The 18923-nt window shown below is 65.4% G+C and carries 20 protein-coding genes; 13 read left to right on the forward strand and 7 right to left on the reverse strand.

Features of this window, described 5'->3' with window-relative positions; translation table 11 throughout:
* The 3 genes from ACREE8_RS12585 to ACREE8_RS12595 all read left to right on the forward strand — a co-directional run.
* The coding region (locus ACREE8_RS12585) for an NAD(P)H-dependent flavin oxidoreductase (protein WP_431573350.1) at positions 1 to 831 on the forward strand (831 nt) is incomplete at its 5' end.
* A complete protein-coding gene (locus tag ACREE8_RS12590) occupies positions 828 to 1427 on the forward strand; it encodes a 5-formyltetrahydrofolate cyclo-ligase (protein WP_431573351.1) in 600 nt (199 codons plus the stop codon). The genes ACREE8_RS12585 and ACREE8_RS12590, both read left to right, overlap by 4 nt.
* Before the next feature lie 79 nt (positions 1428 to 1506).
* Complete coding sequence (locus ACREE8_RS12595; RefSeq protein ID WP_431573352.1) at positions 1507 to 2397, forward strand: pirin family protein; 891 nt, start codon at positions 1507 to 1509, stop codon at positions 2395 to 2397.
* A gap of 9 nt (positions 2398 to 2406) precedes the next feature.
* On the opposite strand, the gene betI is transcribed toward ACREE8_RS12595, so the two are convergent.
* From betI to ACREE8_RS12615, 4 genes are all read right to left on the reverse strand, one after another.
* On the reverse strand, positions 2407 to 3006 hold the full coding sequence (betI, locus tag ACREE8_RS12600) for a transcriptional regulator BetI (protein WP_431573353.1): 600 nt from the start codon (positions 3004 to 3006) through the stop codon (positions 2407 to 2409).
* Between the two features lie 205 nt (positions 3007 to 3211).
* Positions 3212 to 4705: a nuclear transport factor 2 family protein gene (locus ACREE8_RS12605; protein ID WP_431573354.1), complete on the reverse strand. Its 1494-nt coding sequence runs from the start codon at positions 4703 to 4705 to the stop codon at positions 3212 to 3214.
* 33 nt (positions 4706 to 4738) lie between these two features.
* Positions 4739 to 5137, reverse strand: a complete 399-nt coding sequence (locus ACREE8_RS12610) for a nuclear transport factor 2 family protein (RefSeq protein ID WP_431573355.1) — start codon at positions 5135 to 5137, stop codon at positions 4739 to 4741.
* Between the two features lie 95 nt (positions 5138 to 5232).
* The gene (locus ACREE8_RS12615; protein WP_431573356.1) at positions 5233 to 6339 is read right to left on the reverse strand and encodes a response regulator transcription factor; all 1107 of its coding nucleotides are present in this window, start codon (positions 6337 to 6339) and stop codon (positions 5233 to 5235) included.
* A 210-nt stretch (positions 6340 to 6549) separates the two neighbouring features.
* Between ACREE8_RS12615 and ACREE8_RS12620 the strand changes: the two genes are divergently transcribed.
* Positions 6550 to 7635: an extracellular solute-binding protein gene (locus ACREE8_RS12620; protein ID WP_431573357.1), complete on the forward strand. Its 1086-nt coding sequence runs from the start codon at positions 6550 to 6552 to the stop codon at positions 7633 to 7635.
* Between the two features lie 68 nt (positions 7636 to 7703).
* Here the strand turns inward: ACREE8_RS12620 and ACREE8_RS12625 are convergent, their stop codons facing one another.
* Positions 7704 to 8567 (reverse strand): SMP-30/gluconolactonase/LRE family protein, encoded by an 864-nt coding sequence (locus ACREE8_RS12625; protein ID WP_431573358.1) that lies wholly within the window; start codon positions 8565 to 8567, stop codon positions 7704 to 7706.
* 80 nt (positions 8568 to 8647) lie between these two features.
* Between ACREE8_RS12625 and ACREE8_RS12630 the strand changes: the two genes are divergently transcribed.
* From ACREE8_RS12630 to ACREE8_RS12670, 9 genes are all read left to right on the forward strand, one after another.
* Positions 8648 to 9547 (forward strand): DMT family transporter, encoded by a 900-nt coding sequence (locus tag ACREE8_RS12630; protein ID WP_431573359.1) that lies wholly within the window; start codon positions 8648 to 8650, stop codon positions 9545 to 9547.
* A 310-nt stretch (positions 9548 to 9857) separates the two neighbouring features.
* On the forward strand, positions 9858 to 10835 hold the full coding sequence (locus ACREE8_RS12635) for an ABC transporter substrate-binding protein (RefSeq protein WP_431573360.1): 978 nt from the start codon (positions 9858 to 9860) through the stop codon (positions 10833 to 10835).
* A gap of 76 nt (positions 10836 to 10911) precedes the next feature.
* Positions 10912 to 11958, forward strand: a complete 1047-nt coding sequence (locus ACREE8_RS12640; protein ID WP_431573361.1) for a quaternary amine ABC transporter ATP-binding protein — start codon at positions 10912 to 10914, stop codon at positions 11956 to 11958.
* The gene (locus ACREE8_RS12645; RefSeq protein ID WP_431573362.1) at positions 11955 to 14069 is read left to right on the forward strand and encodes an ABC transporter permease; all 2115 of its coding nucleotides are present in this window, start codon (positions 11955 to 11957) and stop codon (positions 14067 to 14069) included. The genes ACREE8_RS12640 and ACREE8_RS12645 overlap by 4 nt, the downstream gene beginning before the upstream one ends.
* 19 nt (positions 14070 to 14088) lie before the next feature.
* Complete coding sequence (locus ACREE8_RS12650) at positions 14089 to 14802, forward strand: HAD family hydrolase (protein WP_431573363.1); 714 nt, start codon at positions 14089 to 14091, stop codon at positions 14800 to 14802.
* An 80-nt stretch (positions 14803 to 14882) separates the two neighbouring features.
* Positions 14883 to 15437 (forward strand): hypothetical protein, encoded by a 555-nt coding sequence (locus ACREE8_RS12655; RefSeq protein WP_431573364.1) that lies wholly within the window; start codon positions 14883 to 14885, stop codon positions 15435 to 15437.
* A gap of 12 nt (positions 15438 to 15449) precedes the next feature.
* A complete protein-coding gene (locus tag ACREE8_RS12660) occupies positions 15450 to 16001 on the forward strand; it encodes a hypothetical protein (RefSeq protein ID WP_431573365.1) in 552 nt (183 codons plus the stop codon).
* A gap of 11 nt (positions 16002 to 16012) precedes the next feature.
* Positions 16013 to 16576 (forward strand): hypothetical protein, encoded by a 564-nt coding sequence (locus ACREE8_RS12665; RefSeq protein WP_431573366.1) that lies wholly within the window; start codon positions 16013 to 16015, stop codon positions 16574 to 16576.
* A gap of 75 nt (positions 16577 to 16651) precedes the next feature.
* Positions 16652 to 17215: a hypothetical protein gene (locus ACREE8_RS12670; protein WP_431573367.1), complete on the forward strand. Its 564-nt coding sequence runs from the start codon at positions 16652 to 16654 to the stop codon at positions 17213 to 17215.
* 60 nt (positions 17216 to 17275) lie between these two features.
* Here the strand turns inward: ACREE8_RS12670 and bmt are convergent, their stop codons facing one another.
* A complete protein-coding gene (gene bmt, locus ACREE8_RS12675; protein ID WP_431573368.1) occupies positions 17276 to 18325 on the reverse strand; it encodes a betaine--homocysteine S-methyltransferase in 1050 nt (349 codons plus the stop codon).
* 142 nt (positions 18326 to 18467) lie between these two features.
* The coding region (locus ACREE8_RS12680; RefSeq protein WP_431573369.1) for a hypothetical protein at positions 18468 to 18923 on the reverse strand (456 nt) is incomplete at its 5' end.

An 18923-nucleotide genomic window follows, 5' to 3' on the forward strand; every position in this document is an offset into this window, starting at 1 on the left:
GTCCGGGCCCGGACCGACCGGCCCTTCGGCGTCAACGTCATTCCTTTCGCGACCGATCCGAAGCTGCTCGACGAGCAGCTCGAGGTCTGTTTCGCCGCCAAGGTGCCGGCGATGTGCTTCCACTGGGACGTGATGCCCGGCATCGTCGCGCGGGCGCGGGAGGCGGAATGCCTGGTCCTCCATCAGGTCGGCAGCGTCGCCGACGCGATCGAGGCAGAACGGGCGGGCGTCGACGTCATCATCGTGCAGGGTGTGGAGGCCGGCGGCCATGTGCATGGAAAGCTGCCGCTCTCGGTGCTGCTGCCCGAGGTCGCGGCGGCGGTGAAAGTCCCGATCGCGGCGTCGGGCGGCATCGTCGCCGGCGCCGATATGCTGGCAGCGATGGCGCTCGGCGCCGATGGCGTCCATTGCGGCACGGTGTTTCTGCCGACGCCGGAGTCCTTCGCCCATGATTTCCATAAGCGGCGCATCCTCGATGCCAAGAGCGGCGACACGGTCCATACCGACCTCTTCGCGATCAACTGGCCGCCCAACTCGCCGGTGCGCGTCTTGCGCAACAGCCTGACCGAGGCGGTCGGCCATAAGCTCTGGGGCCATCACCCGGACAAGCTGCCGCGCGAGCCGATCGGCGAGGATGCGGGCGATCCGATCCTCAAATTCAGCACCCATTCGCCTCTGCGCAGCACCACCGGCGATCTGGAGAAGATGCCGCCCTTCGCCGGCGAGGGGGCGGGGCGCGTCACCAAGGTGAGGTCGGCGGCACAGGTGATCGCCGACATGATGGCGGAGGCGGAAGCGGCTCTCGACCGGCTGGAGGCGATGCGCGCATGAACCAGGCCAAGATGAGCTGGGACGAGGTGCGGCCCTGGCGCAAGCTCGAGCGCGAGCGGCTGATCGCGGCGCGGGTCGCGACGGTGCAGGAGATTCGTGCGCGCTGGACCCGCGCCATCATCGAGACGCTGGAGCCGATCCTGCGCGAGAGCGAGGGGCCGATCAGCTTCTACTGGCCTTTCCGCGGCGAGCCCGATCTGCGGCCGCTGATGCGGGCCCTCGACAGCGAGGGCTTCACGCTCGCCTTGCCGGTCGTGGTCGAGCCGAAGACCCCGCTCGCCTTCCGGCCCTGGCGGCCCGACAGCAAGATGGAACTCGGGGTCTGGAACATCCCGATCCCGGCGACGAAGGAAGAAGTGGTGCCGCGCCTGCTGCTGGCGCCGGTGGTGGGCTTCACGCCCGACTTCTATCGCCTGGGCTATGGCGGTGGCTATTTCGACCGCACGCTCGCGAAGCTGGGCGCCGGCCATGCGGCGATCGGGGTTGGATTCGAGATGGGGCGGCTCGAAACGATCCACCCGCAGCCCCATGACATCAAAATGCGCCAGGTCGTGACCGAGAAGGGCGTCGTCGGCGCCAGGCGTCGCCCGGGCTGAGAGGCTTCGAACCGGTTACCCTCGAGTGCCTTGACCGCGCGCCCATCCCGTCCGATATCGGCGGTGAAGGAGAACGGGCATGGCGAGATCGACCCCCAAAGCGACGGCAAAGACAGCCGGCAGGAGCGAGGCGGCGGCGATCCACCGGCGGGTGGCGGCGCTCTTTCCTTGCGTGCCCACGACCGACGGCGCCGGCGTCAAGATCAGCCGCATCATCGGCACGCCGCGGGTGGGGCAGATCGATCCGTTCCTGCTGTTCGATCAGTTCGGCTCGGACGATCCGAACGCATATATCAGCGGCTTTCCCGATCACCCGCACCGCGGCTTCGAGACCGTGACCTACATGCTGGCGGGGCGCATGCGCCACAAGGACAATCACGGCCATGAAGGCGTGCTGGGGCCGGGCGGCGTGCAATGGATGACGGCCGGGCGCGGCATCATCCATTCCGAGATGCCCGAGCAGACCGAGGGGCTGATGAAGGGCTTCCAGCTCTGGGTCAATCTGCCGGCGGCCCTCAAGATGCGCGAGCCGCGCTACCAGGAGTTCGAAGCCGACCAGCTCTCGCTCTCGACGCCGGCCCCGGGCGTCACGGCCAAGGTGATCGCCGGGACACTCGGCAACCGGCGCGGACCGGTCGAGGGCATCTCGGTCGATCCGCTCTATGCCGATCTGCGCTTCGAGCCGAAGGCCGCGCTCGAGGTGCCGGTCACCACGGGTCACACGCTGCTGCTGTTCGTCTTCGACGGCGACGTCACGATCGGCGACGTCGCGGTGCCGACGGGTTCAATGGCGGTGATGGGGTCGGAAGGGGAGGCGCTCGCCATGACGGCAGGCGCGAAAGGCGCGTCGGCGATGTTGCTGGCGGCGGCACCGATCGGCGAACCGGTGGTGCGTCACGGACCCTTCGTCATGAACACGCGCGAAGAGATCCAGCAGGCGCTCGAAGATTATTATCTGGGCCGACTCTAGGTCGGGCGCTCAGGCCGGCAGCGGCTCCCGGCGCTTGGCCAGCTGCAGATCGAGATAGTCGAGCGCGATCAGCATGGCGCGTTCGGTCTCCAGCCCATAGGGCGAGAGTGCCGCGCGCAGCCAGAGACCCTCGAGCAGCGTGCTCAAGCCCTCGGCCACCCGCACCGCGTCGATTGTCGGCAAGAGCTGCTTCAGCTCGTGACGCAGGCTCGAATCGAGCCGGCAGATGATCGCGCGCTGCACGCGCGCGAGACGCGGCTGCTTGCGGCCCTGGGCCCAGAAGGAAAGCCAGGCGGCGACCGCGGCCGGCGTCAATTGCTCGGGCGCCAGCCAGGAGCCGATGATCGCCCGCAGCCTGTCGCGGGGATCGGTGGCCTCGCCGAGGCGAAGCCGCGTGACCTCGCGCACCTGGCCCCCCAGCGTGCGCAACGTGGCCTCGAGCAGGTCGTCCTTATTGACGAAATAATGATGCACGATGCCGGGCGACATGCCGGCTCTTGCACTGATGCGCGACACCGTGGTGTCGGCAAGACCGTCCTCGTGAATCGAGGCAATCGTCGCTTCGATCAGCTGACGGCGGCGAATTGGTTCCAGTCCAAGCTTTGGCATTCCAGCAAATCTCCCCAACTGCTTGGAATGCTATCAGTTTCACTGGACTGGACAATCAACCAACAATAACCGGCCCTGGCGGCCCTTATGCGGACTGGCAAGATCGACCGGCAACCCCATTGCGGGCTGTGGCTTTCTCGACTCGGGGTTCGAGGCTTCGAAAAAGGCCGTGCCAGGGAAATTTACCTTCTTTGCCCCGCGAATCTCACACGAAGGGGAGATCGGTGACGATCGCACGCGGGCTGCCTAACGGGTGATGCAGCCTGACCCGATCCCCGACGGCGAGGGAAGCGTCGACCAAAGCAATGCCAATGCTGCGATCCAGGGCCCAGGAATGGACCGCCCAGCGCACCTCGCCGGGGCGGCCCTGTTCGTCTTCCAGGGGCCAATACCATTCGAGTCGCGGCAGGTCGCCCTCGATGAAAAGCCCGACCGTCTTGCGCTTCGGGCCTTCGGCGGCGATCCGCGACAGGGCCTCGCGCCCGACGAAATCGCCCTTGTCGAGATCGACCAGCCGGCCGTGGCCCGCTTCATAGGGGTTCATGCCGGAATTGCTGTGATAGGCGGTGTCGGTCACGCCCTTCTCGACGGCGCGATCGACGATGGGGCCGACCACCATCATCTCATAGGGGCGTCCGGCCTCGCGGATGGCATGCCAGAGATCCATGGCGCGCGCGCTCGAGAGCGGGAACACCTCATAGCCCGGGCCGCCGCTCCATCCGGTGCGCGAGACCACGGCCTCGATGCCGGCGACGCGCGTCGTCACGCATTTATAGAATCCGATCTGTTCGACCGGCGCCTCGATGAGGGGACGCAGGACCTCGATCGCATGGGGCCCCTGGATCTGCAGCGGCGCTACGTCGGGCTCGCGCACCTCGACCCGGTAGCGACCCTGAAGCGCGATGCCGCGCGCCCAGAGCGTCAGATCGGCATCGCCATGCGAGAGCCAGATCAGATCCTTCTTCGGATGCAGCAGCACGGGATCGCAGATGATCTGCCCATCGGGATCGCAGGCGACCGTGTAGCGGCAATCGCCGGGCTTGAGCTTGGCGAGGTTGCGCGTGGTGAGGAAGTTCGCGAAGGCGATGGCATCGGGGCCGGCGATCTCGGTCTGCCGTTCGCAGCCGACATCCCACAATGTCACGCGCTCGGTCAGCGCCGCATATTCCTCGGCCGGCGAATGGTGATAGACCAGCGGAAAATAGACATGGTTGTAGATCATGAACTCCGAGACGCCGGCTTCCACACTGCCCTCCCAGTAGGGCGAGCGGCGGGTGATCGGATAGATCCGGCTGCGCTCGCGGGGCTTCAGCGGCTTGGTGTCGAAATACTCGCTCCAGCGCTTGACCTTGCCCTTCTCCATCACGGCCACCGCGACGAATTTGAAATCGAGGCGCGCGGGCCTGCCGTTCACATCGGGGGAGATGCCGACATGCTCGGCATAGAAATAGCCCTCGGCAAAGCCCGTCTCGCCCTGCCCGGTGATGTGGTCGATCACCACCTCGATGTTCCGCAAGCCCCGGATCGCGGTGCGGGTCTCGCGCATGATCTGCGCCCGCCCATGATGGCGCGTGTCGTTGAGAGGGAGATCGAAGACGGCATCCTCGGCGAACAGCGCCTCCATCTCGTCGGGAGCGCGGCGCGCGAAGGCGCTGCAATAGAGCTCGATGGCCTGGCGGGGCGTGAAGGCGCTGGGCATGGAAAATATCCTGTCGGAAAAAAAAGAGGGCGTTCAGCGCGTCGGAGCGAAGATCGGCCCGTCGCTCCAGAGCCGGTAGGGCCGCGCATCCAGATAGGCGGAGAGCCGCGTGATGGCGCCGTCGCGGGCCTGCATCACGAGCGCCGCCGGCATCTCGACGGGGTCGGGATCGCGGTGAAGCTTGGCCTTGAGCCGGCCTTCGGCGATGGTGGCGCCGGGGGCCGATTGCGCGGCATCGATCTCGAAGGCGCAGCGCTCGGTTAGCGCGAAGATGCGGGCGAGGCCGGCCTCGATCTCGCGGCTGCCGACCAGCCTCTGCCCCAGCAGCGGCAGCTCGAAGACGGCGTTATCGGCAAAGAGCGCCGACGCCGCCTCGGCGTCCTTGGCGGCGAAGGCGTCGAGATAGGCTTGAAGCGATGGCGCGACGGTCATTCGATCGTTCTCCCCAGGGGCTGGCGGTTACAAGCTCGCCGATCCGCGCCTCCAGGCCAATGGACCCGAACGGGTCAAGTGGCGTGGCGAGGGGGTCAGCGCTGGCCGAAAAGATGGGATACGAAATTCAGGAACAGCTCGCGCTCGGTCGTGATATCGAGCTTGTGATAGAGACGTTTCTTGTGATTCTTGATCGTGTTCAGGCTGAGGCCCAGCCGTTCGGCGACCTTGAGCGTGGGAAAGCCCAACAGCATCAACCCCACGATATCGCGCTCGCGCGGCGTCAGCCGGTCTTCGAGGAAGCGCGCCGTGGCCTGGCCATAATCGAGCGGCGGCAGACCGTCATCCGCCGTTTCGAGCAGCAGCAGGCGGCCATTCGGCGCCAGCGCAAAGCCCGCATCGAGTGGCTCCCTGTGAAGCACCAGCCCCGGTGCGAGCTCGAGGCTGGCGGGGCCCTCGCCATCCAGCGCGTTCAGCTTCGCGACGGCGCCGGGATGGTCGATCAGCGCGCGCTGCCAGCTCTTGCTCTCGAAAATACCCTGGCCGCGATGATCGACGATTCGGATCGGATTGTCGGGCGATCGCTCGATGCTGGCGAGTTTCGCCAGCATCAGGCGCTCATGAGCGGCCTGGAGGCCCTCGAGCAGCGGGTAGATCTGCCGCAGCCTTGTCACTTCGCGGCGGCGAAACACGGTCTTGCGTTCATAGGCGAGCCCTATGCTGGTGCCTGCCGGCCCCGGAAACAGCACCACCAGATCGTCCGCCATGCCGGTCAAGGCGAGGAAGAGGTTGAAATAGTCGCCCGAGCGCTCCGCCGGCGTCGTCACGTCGTCGAGCGTATAGACGCCGCGCGGCTCGCCGCCCCGGCAGAGGCGATAGACCGGATCGACGCGATAGAGGCCCCCGCGATAGAGCTCGATATGCTCGGCCTCCAGATCGTCATGCACCACATAGTCCGGCGCGCTGTGCCGCGAATAGCGCATGACCATGGCGAGATCGGCACCCAGCATCTCGGCCACCGTCCGCATGAGCCTGGGATAGAAGTCCGGCATGGCGATGCCGGCGGCAACCGCGCCCAGGCCGGCGATATCCCATCCCGGGACTGGTGAGACTGATGTCCTGCGCATGCTCCCCATCGCCGGGCTCTTGCGAAGCTTCGGCTTGGCGATCTTGGGTCGGGTCCTGGTGTTGGCTCTGGCCATCGAAAGCGGGATCGCGACCTTCTATCGAATCGGCACGGACACCGAACCAGGATTGTCGGCGATAGGCCCCAAAGGGTCCATAGGAAGGGGCGCCCCCCCCATGGAAAGCTCGGTGGCAAAGAAGAAGCGGAGCCCGGGCGACCGAGGTTTCGGCCCATGGAGCGGTTCCTGGGCGGGGCGCTCGGAGCGATCATGCGAGAGGGGAACGGGATGTCGAAGCTGACTTGGCGTTTGCGTTGGGGGCCCGTGGTCGCGGGTGCCGCCATGATTCTGCTGACCTCGGCCTTTTCGCCGACATCGCAGGCCGCCGACAGTCTGACCGTGTTCGATTGGGCCGGCTATGACGATCCCAATTTCCATCAAGCCTATACCGCCAAGCATGGCGGTTCACCGAGCTTCACCTTCTTTGCCGATGACGACGAGGGTTTCCAGAAGGCGCGGGCCGGCTTCAAGGCGGATCTCGCGCATCCCTGTCTCACCACGGCCGCCAAATGGCGCGAGGCCGGATTGATCGAGCCGATCGACACCTCGCGCATCGCGGCCTGGAACGACGTCATCCCGGCATTGAAGGCGCTTCCGGGCGTGGTCCAGGACGGCAAGGTCTGGATGGTGCCGTTCGACTGGGGCAACGCCCTGCTCATCGTGCGCACCGATCAGGTGCCGGAGGCCGATCGCACGCTCGATATTTTCACCAACCCGAAATACAAGGGCCGGATTGCCGTCTCGGGCTCGGTGGACGATGCCTATGCGCTGGCGATGCTGTCGCTGGGCATGCAGAAATTCGAGGACCTCGACGATCCGGAGAAGTTCAAACAAGCGAGCGACTATCTCGCGAAAGTTCGCGACAACCAGAAATTCTACTGGACCGATCCCACGCAGCTCGATCAGGCAATCGCCTCGGGCGAGATCGTCGCGGCCTGGGCCTGGAACCAGTCGGTGACGGCGGGGCAGGCGCAAGGCGTGCCGGTCGAAGCGGTGACGGGTCCGAAGGTCGGCGCCAGCACCTGGGTTTGCGGTTATGTCGACATGGTCGACGGGCCGGGCTCGCCAGATCTGGCCTATGACTATCTGAATGCGCTGCTCGATCCGAGTGCCGGCAAATACATCCTCGAGGCCTGGGGATACGGGCACTCCAACAGCAAGTCCTTCGCGATTGCCGACGAGGCGGCGGTCACGCGTTTCGGCTATGACAATCTCGATCGCTTCATGACGAACAGCCTGTTCCAGGCCGGCATCAGCGTCGAGCTGCAGCAGAAGCTCGCCGATCAATTCGAGAAGATCAAATCGGGCTTCTGAGGAGGAGCCGTGCCGCCTGTGCCTTCAGGCACCAGGATGGCGGTTGGACAAGAGCGCCGAAAATCGGTTCACTGCGGCCCATGCGGGGGCAGAACCATCGGATTGTCGAGCCGGTAGGCGGTGCCGGGATAGGGCGCCGTCCAGGAATCGCTGACGGCGGTGACGAACAGGCTGGTTTCGTCGGGCCCGAATGCCACATTGGTCACATCGCGATCGGGGATATCGATCGCGCGGAGGAAGGCGCCGTCCGGTCCACAAACCAGGATGCGCCCCGCACCGAACTGGCAGATATAGAATCGACCCGCATGATCGATCTTCATGCCATCGCCGCCGGTATAGCCATTGGCAAAGGACGGTTCCGGCAGCAGGTCCGGCAAGAAAAGGAATCGTCGCGCAGGCCCGAGGCTGTGGTCCGGCTGCCGATCGAAGACCAGCAGCTCCTTCGCGAGATGCGCATTGACGAAGAGGCGACGGCCGTCGGGCGAAAGCGCCAGTCCGTTGGCGAAATGGATATCGCGCGCCACGCAGCGCAATCGGCCGTCGCGCGCGCGGTGGAAGACGCGGCCGGTCTTCGCCGCGGCCACATCGAAGCTGCCCGATCCGGTGAAATAGAACCCGCCCTCGCCGTCGCTCGCGAAGTCGTTCGGACCGCCGAAGCCCTGATCCGCCGCGCTCGGCTCGACGCGCTCGAGGCTCCGCCCGTCAAGGCCGATGCGCTCCAGCCGGTCGCCGCTGAAACAGGCGACCCAGAGCCCACCCTCGGCTGCGGGAACGAGCGAGCAGGGTCCGCTGCCGGGCTGATGCCAGACCGGACGATTCTGCGCGCCGTCCCAGCACATGACCCGATCTTCGGAATATTCGACGTAATAGAGCCGGCCCTGATGCCAGAGCGGGCCTTCGGGATAGAAGGATCGCGGATTGATCGGCTGCATCGCCGCAGTCTAGCCGGTGCGGATCGCGCCAAGTCAACCTTCGAGCTCTTGGCATGAGCCGGACGGGACCATCGCGCGAAATGCTTCTGGCGGCCCTCGCCGTCACGGTGGCCGGCTGCGTCTGGGGGGCGCTCTGGATCCCGCTGCGCCATCTGGAAAGCACCGGCCTGATCGGACCCTGGGCCACTATCGCCGGGCAGGTAGCGGCGACGGTCTTCATGCTGCCCTTGGCGCTCTGGCGCTGGCGCCGGTTGAAGGCCATCGGCCCCCTGTTCCTGATGGGGCTGTTCGGCGGCTGCGGCTTCGTTCTCTACAATAATGCCCTGCTCACGACCGATGTCATCCACGCCATGCTGCTGTTCTACCTGACGCCGATCTGGAGCACGCTGCTGGCGCGCCTGTTCCTGGGCCAGCCCATCACGCCGGTCCGGATCGTCACGATCCTGCTGGGCTTCGGTGGGCTCGCGATCGTGCTCGGCGCCAAGGGCTGGCTGCCGATCCCGAGCCGGCTGGGCGATTGGATGGCGCTGGCATCGGGCATCCTCTGGGCCTTCTCGCTGGTGGTGATCCGCAAACGCGGCGACATCGCGCCCTTTGAATCGGCCTTCTCCTTCTTCCTGGTCGGATTGCTCGCTTCGGTGCTGGTGCCGCTCGTCGTCATGCCGGCCACCCTGTTCGAAAATCTGCCGAGCCTCGACGATCTGGAACGGTTCCTGCCCTGGGTGATCCTGCTGGGCCCGCTCCTCTGGGTTCCCACGCAGATCCTCCTGATGTGGGGCACCAAGCGGCTCGATCCCGGCCGGGTCGGCATTCTTCTGATGGGCGAGGCGCTGGTGGGCGCCGCCACCGCGGCCTTCCTCACCGACGAACCTTTCGGCTGGCGTGAAATCGTGGGCGGCACGCTGATCATCGGCGCCGGACTGATCGACACCCTGATGCCGGGGCCTGAAGGAAAAGTCATCCAACCCGCCTCGGCGTGAGGTTGTTTGCACCGCTTGATCCGGTCTGGAATCGGTCCTTCCAGCGGGGCCGAAGGCGCGGAAAAGTGGGGCCGAAGCCTTTGATGCTGGCCGAAAGGTCAAGATCGCGGGCGATCCCCGCCAATGCCCGCCGGACATGAAAAAAGCTATTGATTTGCCATGGGCTTGCTTGCGGGGGGTCAGGCTCCGCGTATAGAGTCCCAGGGCTGGTTCCGCCGAGTTCCGGCCGGTGGCGTCACCCTCGACGGTGACGCCCGAAAGCAACAAAAACCAACACAATCACGGCAAGACGCTGGGAGGCATACCGAAGATGGATCGCAGGTTTACAACCCGGATTCTGGGCGCGGTCGCGCTCATGGCCGGCCTGATGGCGGGCGCTCCGACGCACGCCGCGGTGCCCGAGAGTAAGGACACCATCAAGCTCGCCATCAATGAATGGACCGGGCAGCACATCACCACTTACGTGGCCGGCGAAGTGCTGAAGCGCATGGGCTACAATGTCGAATACACGGTTGCCGGCTATCTGCCGCAGTTCGAAGCCATTCAGGACGGCACCGTCACCGCCAGCCTCGAAATCTGGTCGAACAATGTCGGCGACGCCTACAAAGCCGCCAGCGCGACCGGCAAGGTCGAGGATCTCGGCAAGCTCGGCCTGGTGGCCGGCGAAGGCTGGTACTACCCGACCTATGTCGAAGCGAAGTGCCCCGGCCTGCCGGATTGGCACGCCTTCGCGAAATGCGCCGAGCTGTTCTCGACGCCCGAGACCTTCCCCGAAGGCCGGTTGCTCGACTATCCGCTCGATTGGGGTGCCCGCAACGTCGACATCATCAAGGCGTTGAAGCTGCCCTACCAGTCGGTGCCGGGTGGCAGCGAGGGCGCGATGGTCGCCGAGATGAAGGCGGCTTACGCGAAGAAAGAGCCGATCGTCATGATGTTCTGGACGCCGCACTGGATCTTCGCCGAGATGGACCTGCACAAGGTCGATCTGCCGCCCTATAGCGAAGCCTGCATGAACGATCCCAAGGCGGGCCCCAATCCGGACGTGACCGGCGACTGCTTCGTCGATGTGCCGATCACCTTCAAGGTGGCCTGGTCGGGCATGAAGGATAAATGGCCGGCAGCCTACAAGTTCCTCCAGTCCTTCACCTTCTCGGCCGATGACCAGATCCCGTTGATCCACAAGATCGACGCCGAAGGTCAGGATCTCGAGACGGTGGTCAAGGCGTGGGTCGATCAGAACGAAGCCAAGTGGAAGCCGCAGATGGATGCGGCGATGGCCGGCAGCTGATCGCGACGGACGTCAGAGAGGCCGGACCCCGAGGGTCCGGCCTCTTGTTTGTCCCAGTATCCGGAAGCCCCTGAGCATGGCGCGTGAGGTGAAGCTTTCCTGCCGTAACCTGTGGAAGGTCTATGGCGCGAATGCGAACGGTTTCTTTCCCGGCCGTGATGGGAAGGTGGCCGATGCCGCGGCCCAGGCGCGCAAGATCCGCGAGAGCGGCCATGTGGTCGCCGTCGGCGATGCCTCGTTCGACGTGCATCAGGGCGAGATCTTCATCATCATGGGGCTCTCGGGCTCCGGCAAATCGACCATCGTGCGCTGCCTGTCGCGGTTGGTGGAGCCGACCGCGGGCGAGGTGGTTTTCAACGGCGCCGATCTGCTCAAGGCCTCGCGCGAGCAACTGACCGATATCCGCCGTCACAAGATGGGCATGGTGTTCCAGAATTTCGGGCTCATGCCGCATCTGAGCGTGATCGACAATGTCGCCTTTCCGCTGAAGGTCCAGGGCATGACGCCCCAGGCGCGGCTGCAGCGCGCGGGCGAGATGCTGGAGCTGGTGGGCCTCAAGGGCCGCGAGCGCAGCTATCCCAGCCAGCTTTCCGGCGGCCAGCAGCAGCGCGTCGGCATCGCCCGCAGTCTCGCCGTCGAGCCGGAGCTCTGGTTCCTCGATGAGCCTTTCTCGGCGCTCGATCCCCTGATCCGGCGCCAGATGCAGGACGAGTTCCTGCGGCTGCAGAAGCTGCTGCACAAGACCATCGTCTTCATCACCCACGACTTCCTCGAGGCGCTGCGCCTCGGCGACCGGATCGCCATCATGAAGGACGGCGCCGTGGTCCAGATCGGCACGCCCTCCGAGGTCGTGACGCATCCGGCCGATGCCTATGTCGCCGAGTTCACGCGCGACGTGCCGCGGGTCAAGGTCATCACCGCGCGCGACGTCATGCTGCCGATAGGATCGGAGATCGTGATCGGCGGCAGCGTACCGATGCATCTCTCGCTGGAGATGGTGATCCCGCGCTTCGATAGCTCGGTCGAGGCCCTGGCCTGCACCGACGAGAGCGGCACTGTCTGCGGCCATATCACGGCCCAAGGCGTGCTCGCAGCCCTGGCGGAGGGAGCAGCCCCGCGATGACGGCTGTCGCGGGCACCGGCGGTCTGCCCGCCGCGGCGGCGAAGCGCATCGATGGTTGGGCGCTGGTCTGGGCGGGCGTCTTCGCCTTCTGTCTCGTCTGCTTCCTGCTCCGCAGCCAGTTTCCCTGGCTGGTGGCCTATCCGAAGGAGTGGGTGCCGCCGATCGATAGCGTGCTGAATGACGGCATGCGCCAGGTGGTCGACTGGTTCAAGTTCATCTTCCGCGCGCTCTCCTGGCTGCTCGAGTTCCCGATGCTGTGGCTGCGCGGCCTGCTCCATTGGCTGCCCTGGCCGGCGGTCGTGCTCAGCGCCACCGCGATGGCGCATGCCGCCGGCGGGCGCCGCCTGGCCTGGTTCACGGCCCTGTCCCTGCTTTACATGGTGGTCACCGGTTATTGGGACGAAAGCATGGTGACGCTGGCGCTGGTCGGCATCGCCGTTCCGCTCTCGGCCAGCATCGGCTTGTTCCTGGGCCTCTGGGGCGCTCATTCGGCGCGGGTGCGGCGCGTGCTCGAGCCGGTGCTCGACGTGATGCAGACGGTGCCGACCTTCTCTTACCTGACGCCGCTCATCCTGTTCCTGGGCTATGGACCGGTGGTCGGCCTGGTGGCGAGCGTCATCTTCGCCATTCCGCCGATGGTCCGGAACGTGATGATCAGCGTCGCCAGTGTGGCGCCCAACATCACCGAGGCCGGGCAGATGGCGGGCTGCAGCAACCGCCAGCTCACCTGGTGGGTGCAGGTGCCGGCCGCCATGCCGGGCATCATGCTGGGCCTCAACCAATGCATCATGGCGGCCCTCAGCATGGTCATCATCGCGGCCACCATCGGCGGCTTCGCCGATATCGGCTGGGAAGTGATCTCGACCCTGCGCAAGGCGGAGTTCGGGCAGAGCTTGCTTGCCGGCATCGTCATCGCGCTGCTGGCGATGATGCTCGATCGCATCGGCCATGGCTTCAGCCGGCGCGCCGGCGAGACCAAGCTGCCGGTCGAGGGACCGATCTGGCGCCGCCATCCCTATATCACCTTCGCGCTGGTGGCCCTGGTCGCGAGCCTGCTGCTGCAGCTCGTCATCCCGGCCTTCAATGACTGGCCGGAAGGCTGGGTCATTCGGCCGGCCAAGCCGCTCAACGAGATGGTCGACTGGATCGTCGTCAATCTCGGCGGCGCGCTCGACGCCATCAAGAACGCGGCGCTGTTCTTCTACATGCTGCCCTTGCGCATCGGCCTGGTGAATTCGGTGCGCGCGAACTATTGGGGCTTCGACATGTCGCCGACCGTGGCCGCGGTCTATGTCGCGATCCTGGTGGCGATCGCCGCGCTCGCCTGGCGGAAATGGGGCTGGCGCGGGCTGGTACCGGTCGTGATCATGGGCGGCCTCTATTATTTCGGCACCAGCGGCACGCCCTGGCCGGCTTTCATGGCGGTCGTCATCGCGCTCTCGGTCGGCGCCGGCGGCTGGCGGCTCGGGATCTTCGCCTTCCTCGCCATGGGCTTCATGCTGATCGGCGGCGCCTGGCTGCCGGCCATGTGGAGCATCTATCTGATGATCGGCAGCGTGGGGCTGTCCTTCATGATCGGCACGACGCTCGGCATCTGGGCCGCCTCGAACGATCGCGTCTCGACGGTCCTGCGGCCGATCAACGACACGCTGCAGACCATGCCGCAATTCGTCTATCTCATCCCGATCATCATGCTGTTCAAGATCGGCGATTTCTCGGCCCTGCTCGCGATCATGTCCTACGCGATCGTCCCGGCCATCCGTTACACCGAGCATGGCCTGCGCAGCGTGCCCGGCCATGTGATCGAGGCCGCGCACATGATCGGCTGCACCGAGCGCCAGATCCTCTGGCAGGTGCGCCTGCCGATCGCGTTGCCGCAGATCATGCTGGGCCTCAACCAGACCATCATGCTGGGCATCACCATGCTGGTGATCGCGGCGCTGGTCGGCACGCGCGATCTGGGTCAGATGGTGTTCGGCTCGATGACCTCGGCGAATTTCGGCATGGGCGTGATCGCCGGCGGCTCGATCGCTCTGATGGCGATGCTGTCGGATCGCGTGTTCCAGGCGCTGAGCGCCAAGCAGGCCCGCCGGCTCGGCGTGACGATCTGAGCGGCATGATGGGAGCGACGTGACCCTTCTCCCGCCGGTGCGAGCGGTGCTGTTCGACAAGGACGGCACGCTGTTCGACTTCAACGCCACCTGGATGCCGCTCTATCTCGACACCGCGAACGAGATTGCCGGCGGCGACAGGGCGCTGGCGCTGAAGCTCCTGGTCGAGAGCGGCTTCGATGCCGCCACGCAGCGCCTCGACCCGCATTCGCCACTCGCGGCGGGTACCAATGCCGAGATCGCCGAGATCTGGTCGCGCGTCGCCGGCGGCGACTGGACCGTCGCGCGGCTCACCCGCCGCTTCGACGCGAACTTCGCCAAGAGCATGGAGATGCGGCCGACGCCGGTCACCGACCTGGCCGCGCTGTTCGGCCGGCTCAAGGCGAAGGGGCTCAAGATCGGCGTCGCCACCATGGACAGCCACGCCGCGGCGCGCGCCGCGATCGAGACTTTCGAGCTGGTGGGGCTGGTGGATTTTTCCTGTGGTTACGATTCGGGCCACGGGCACAAGCCCGGACCCGGCATGGTCCATGCGTTCTGCCGCGCGATCGAAATCCCGGCCCATGAGATCGCGGTGGTGGGCGATACGCCCCATGACATGCATATGGCACGCGCTGCTGGCGCGGGTCTCGCGATCGGCGTTCTCACCGGTGTCAGTCCGCGCGAGGTGCTGGCGGATCACGCCGATCGCGTGCTTGATTCGATCGCGGAACTGGACGCGTTGCTCGCTTAGCGAGCAAATCCATTCATTCCTATCGCCTTATCGGCCGGCCTCGGCTATTCTTGTCCTGCGACAAGATTGCGGGGGGAGCGATGCGCGGGGGATGGTGCGCCGGCTTGTTGGCGGCGATGGTGTTGTTTGGCCCGTCGACCAGCCATGCGGCGGCGGAGAAGGTCGATTGCAGCCAGATCAGCCTGGAATTTCCGCCGGCCAGTAAAGCCGATTGGTCCGAATGCTATGTCTATCACTATTCCGAAGGCGCGGAAGAAGCCAACGCCGAGGTGGAGACATTGATCGCGGATATCGGCACGCATGTCGTGCACCTCACTTCGGTCGAAGCGGGCAGGAACACCTATCTCTACAAAGAGCCGGTCAGCACCAAGATGACCGCCTACGATGAGCTCGAGGATATGGTCACCGGGTCGACGGAACCAAGCTTCGAGCGCTTCCAGATCATCCGCTTCCGCGCCACGATCTGGAAGGCGCCGGCGGATTGCATCGGCTTTGTCAAATATGGCGGCGGCGCCATCACGCAGGCGGGGTCGAACAACGGCGCACATAATTATGTCGCTGGCTACGATTGCTGGCGCAATGGCACCCCGGACCGGGTCCAGATCGAAGCCACCTTGGACGATATCGACGATTGAGGGGACGGCGTGATGCGAGGGCTTTTGGGTTTCATTCTGATCGCAACGGCGATGGCGTTCGCCGGCGGTGCTGCCCGCGCCGCGGAGAAGGTCGATTGCAGCCATCTCGATCTGGCGTTTGCGCCGGCCGACAAGGCGGATTGGTCCGAATGCTACGTCCGTCACTACTCCGAGGGTGCCGAGGAAGCCAACGCGGAGGTGGAGACGCTGATCGCCGATATCGGCACGCATGTCGTGCATATCACCTCGGTCGTCGCGGGCAGGAACACCTATTTCGACAAGGTGCCTGTCAGCAACAAGCTCAGCGACTATGACGAGCTCGAGGATATGAGGGATGTCGCGACCGAGCCGGGCTACGACCGGTACCAGATCATCCGCTTCCGCGCCTCGCTCTGGAAGGCGGAGACCGATTGCATCGGCTTCCTCAAATATGGCGGCGCCATGATCGCGCAGGGCGGCAATTCCTACGGCGCGCGTTCCTATGTGGCCGGCTATGACTGCTGGCGGAACGGTTCGCCCGACCGCGGCCAGATCGAGGCCACCCTCGACGCGATCGACGATTGAGCAGGCAGCCCATGCGAAGGATCGGGAGCATCGTTCTGATCGCCATCTCGATGCTGCTGCCGGGTGCCGCCGCCCAGGCCGCCGCGGAGAAGGTCGATTGCAGCCGGCTCGATCTGGAGTTCCTGCCCGCCGACAAGATCGAACGGATCGAGTGTGAACTCCTTCATTGGTCCGATCCCGACGACGATGCGGAAGGTGCCACGGCGGAAATAGAGATGCTGACGGCCGATATGGGCACGCATGTCGCGCATGTCGCCTCCGTCGTTGCGGGGAAGAACACCTATTTCGACAAGATGCCGGTCAGCAGCAAGTTACGGAACTGGAAGGAACTTGAAGGATTCGCGGTGGTCGGGACGGAACCGGAATTCCGGCGCTATCAGATCATCCGGTTCGGCGCATCGATTTCGGAGACCCCGATGAGCTGCATCGGTTTCATGAAATATATGGGTGGCGCCATCGGCCAGACGGGCAGCGCCATCGGCGCCAAGGGCTATGTGGCGGGCTATGACTGCTGGCGCGACGGTGCGCCCGACCGCGCCCAGATCGAGGCCACGCTGGACGCGATCGACGATTGAGACGACGGGCACGGATGCCTGTCGCGAGGCGGCAATGAAGTGCCGGAGGCGGAGCGCTAGTGGGGGAGTTGAAGCATGATGCGGAAACTGATCGGAGCGGCCGTCCTGGCGCTGCTCCTGGGGCCGGCGCCAGGCGCGTCCGCCGCCACGCTGGAGAAGATCGACTGCAAGCGTTCGACCTTGACCCTCCTCATGGAACCCAATGCGGACTGGGCCGAATGCTATCGTGCGCGCCAGTCGGAGCAGGGCGAACGAGCCGATGGGATCACTGCCGATTTCCAGGTGGTGCTGGCCGATCTCCGCACCCATGTCGTGCATATCGAGGCCGGCAAGGCCGGACGCACGAGTTACTTCTTCAAGGATTCGATCGAATCGCAGCTCAAGGAATTCGACGAGATCGAGGATCGGAGCGAGTTTGTCGAGGATGACGAATTCGAGGATTATGACCTCGTTCGGTTCCAGGCGGAGCTCTGGAAGAAACGGACGGATTGCGTCGGTTTTCTCAAATATACCCACGCCACCTACACGCAAGGCGGGGGTGCAGGGGCTGGCTCTTATATCCTCGGCTATGACTGCTGGCGCGACGGCGCGCCCGACCGCGCGACGATCGAGACTTTCCTGAAATCCATCAAATGGTGACGGCAGACGCCTAGAGTCTGGTCGTCTCAAGTCGCTGTGACTCGAGACGTGAATCCTGCTCTAGAAAGCGCCGTCGCCCGATGCGCTCTCGCGGCGGCGGCGGCGGTTTTCGCGGGTATTGCTCGGGGCCTGGATGCCGCTCGCCTGCTGGTTGGCGCCGAGCGAGATCTGGCCGAGCCGGCCTACGATCTCGTCCAGCGTCGGCTTCGGCCCCGCCACGTAGTTGTCGAGCGCCTCGCGCATCGCTCGCAGATGCGTCGGCGAGGTGCCGCAACAGCCGCCGATGATGCGGGCCCCGGCATCGCGCGCCATGCGCACATATTCGGCCATCAGCTCGGGCGTGCCGTCATAGCGGATCTTGCCTTCGTGATAATAGGGGATGCCGCAATTTCCCTTGGCGACGATGACGTCGCCGGTCTCGGCCGAGCCCGACATGTTGACGACGGCCGCGATCAGCTCGGCCGCACCCACGCCGCAATTGGCGCCATAGCCGACTGGGCGGGGCGTGAGCTCATGGCAGAGCTGCGCATGCTCGCCCGGCATCAGCCCCATCATGGTGCGGCCGTTGGTGTCGAAGGAGAGGGTGCAGACATAAGGCAGGCCCGTGCTGGCGGCCCCCTCGGCCGCGGCACGCACCTCGTCCTTCGACGACATGGTCTCGATCCAGAGCACGTCGGCGCCGGCCGAGGCCAGCGCGCGGGCCTGCTCGGCGAAGGCAGCGACGCCCTCGGCATGGGTCAACGGGCCCAGCGGCTCGAACAGCTCCCCGGTCGGGCCGATCGAGCCTGCAACCACCACCGGCCGGCCGGCGCGATCCGCCACCTTGCGCGCGATCTCGACCGCGCGGCGGTTGATCTCTTCGACGCGGTCCTGCGCCTTGTGCAGCTTCAGCCGATAGCGGCTGCCGCCGAAGGTGTTGGTGAGGATGATGTCGGCGCCCGCATCGACCATGCTCTGATGCAGCGCTTCGATCTTCTCGGGATGCTCGAAGTTCCACATCTCGGGCGCTTCGCCGGTAGCGAGGCCGGCGTCGAACAGATTCGTACCCGTGGCACCATCGGCCAGCAGGTGAGGTCGCTCTGCGAGGAGTCGCTGCAAAAGGTCTGACATGGGGCCCAAGCTAGGCTGAATTTCGGGAGGCTTCAAGCACGCCACGGCTTTGCCGCAACGGCTTGAACCGCCTGATAAATGGGCAGAGACAGAGGGTTTTCCAAGGGCTTCGGATTAACCCCTTTTGGGCGGGCCCCGGCTCCTACCAGAGCCCGGTCCCCTTGCGCTGCCAGCGATAGCTGCCGGCCTCGTCGCTGGTGATGAAGCTGTCCGGGCCTTGGAATTTGTAGCTCGATTTGAAATTGTCGCCATGGTCGGGCGAGATCTCGAGATCGCCCGCGTCGGCCCCGAGATCGCCCTTGATGGTGACAACCGGCGTGAGTACCGAATCGCCGTCCGGCGAGATGCGCCAAACCAGGATCGTGTGGCCGCCATCGCTGTCGGCCTCGGCCCGCCACAGCCCGACCATGGCCGGATCGATGGCGCCATGGGCCATGCCGACCAGCGGGATGGCGCTCCAGATGCCGAGGAAGACGGGATCGACGCCGTCGGGCCTGGCGCCATCCGGCACCCGGACCCATTCGGCCGCGACATCGCCCTGGGTGATGAGGCCGTCCTTGCCGTTGGTCTTGTAGTTGCCGCTGAAATGCTCTTGCGG

It is taken from the genome of Hypericibacter sp., assembly GCF_050729195.1.
Classification (GTDB): Bacteria; Pseudomonadota; Alphaproteobacteria; order Dongiales; family Dongiaceae; genus Hypericibacter.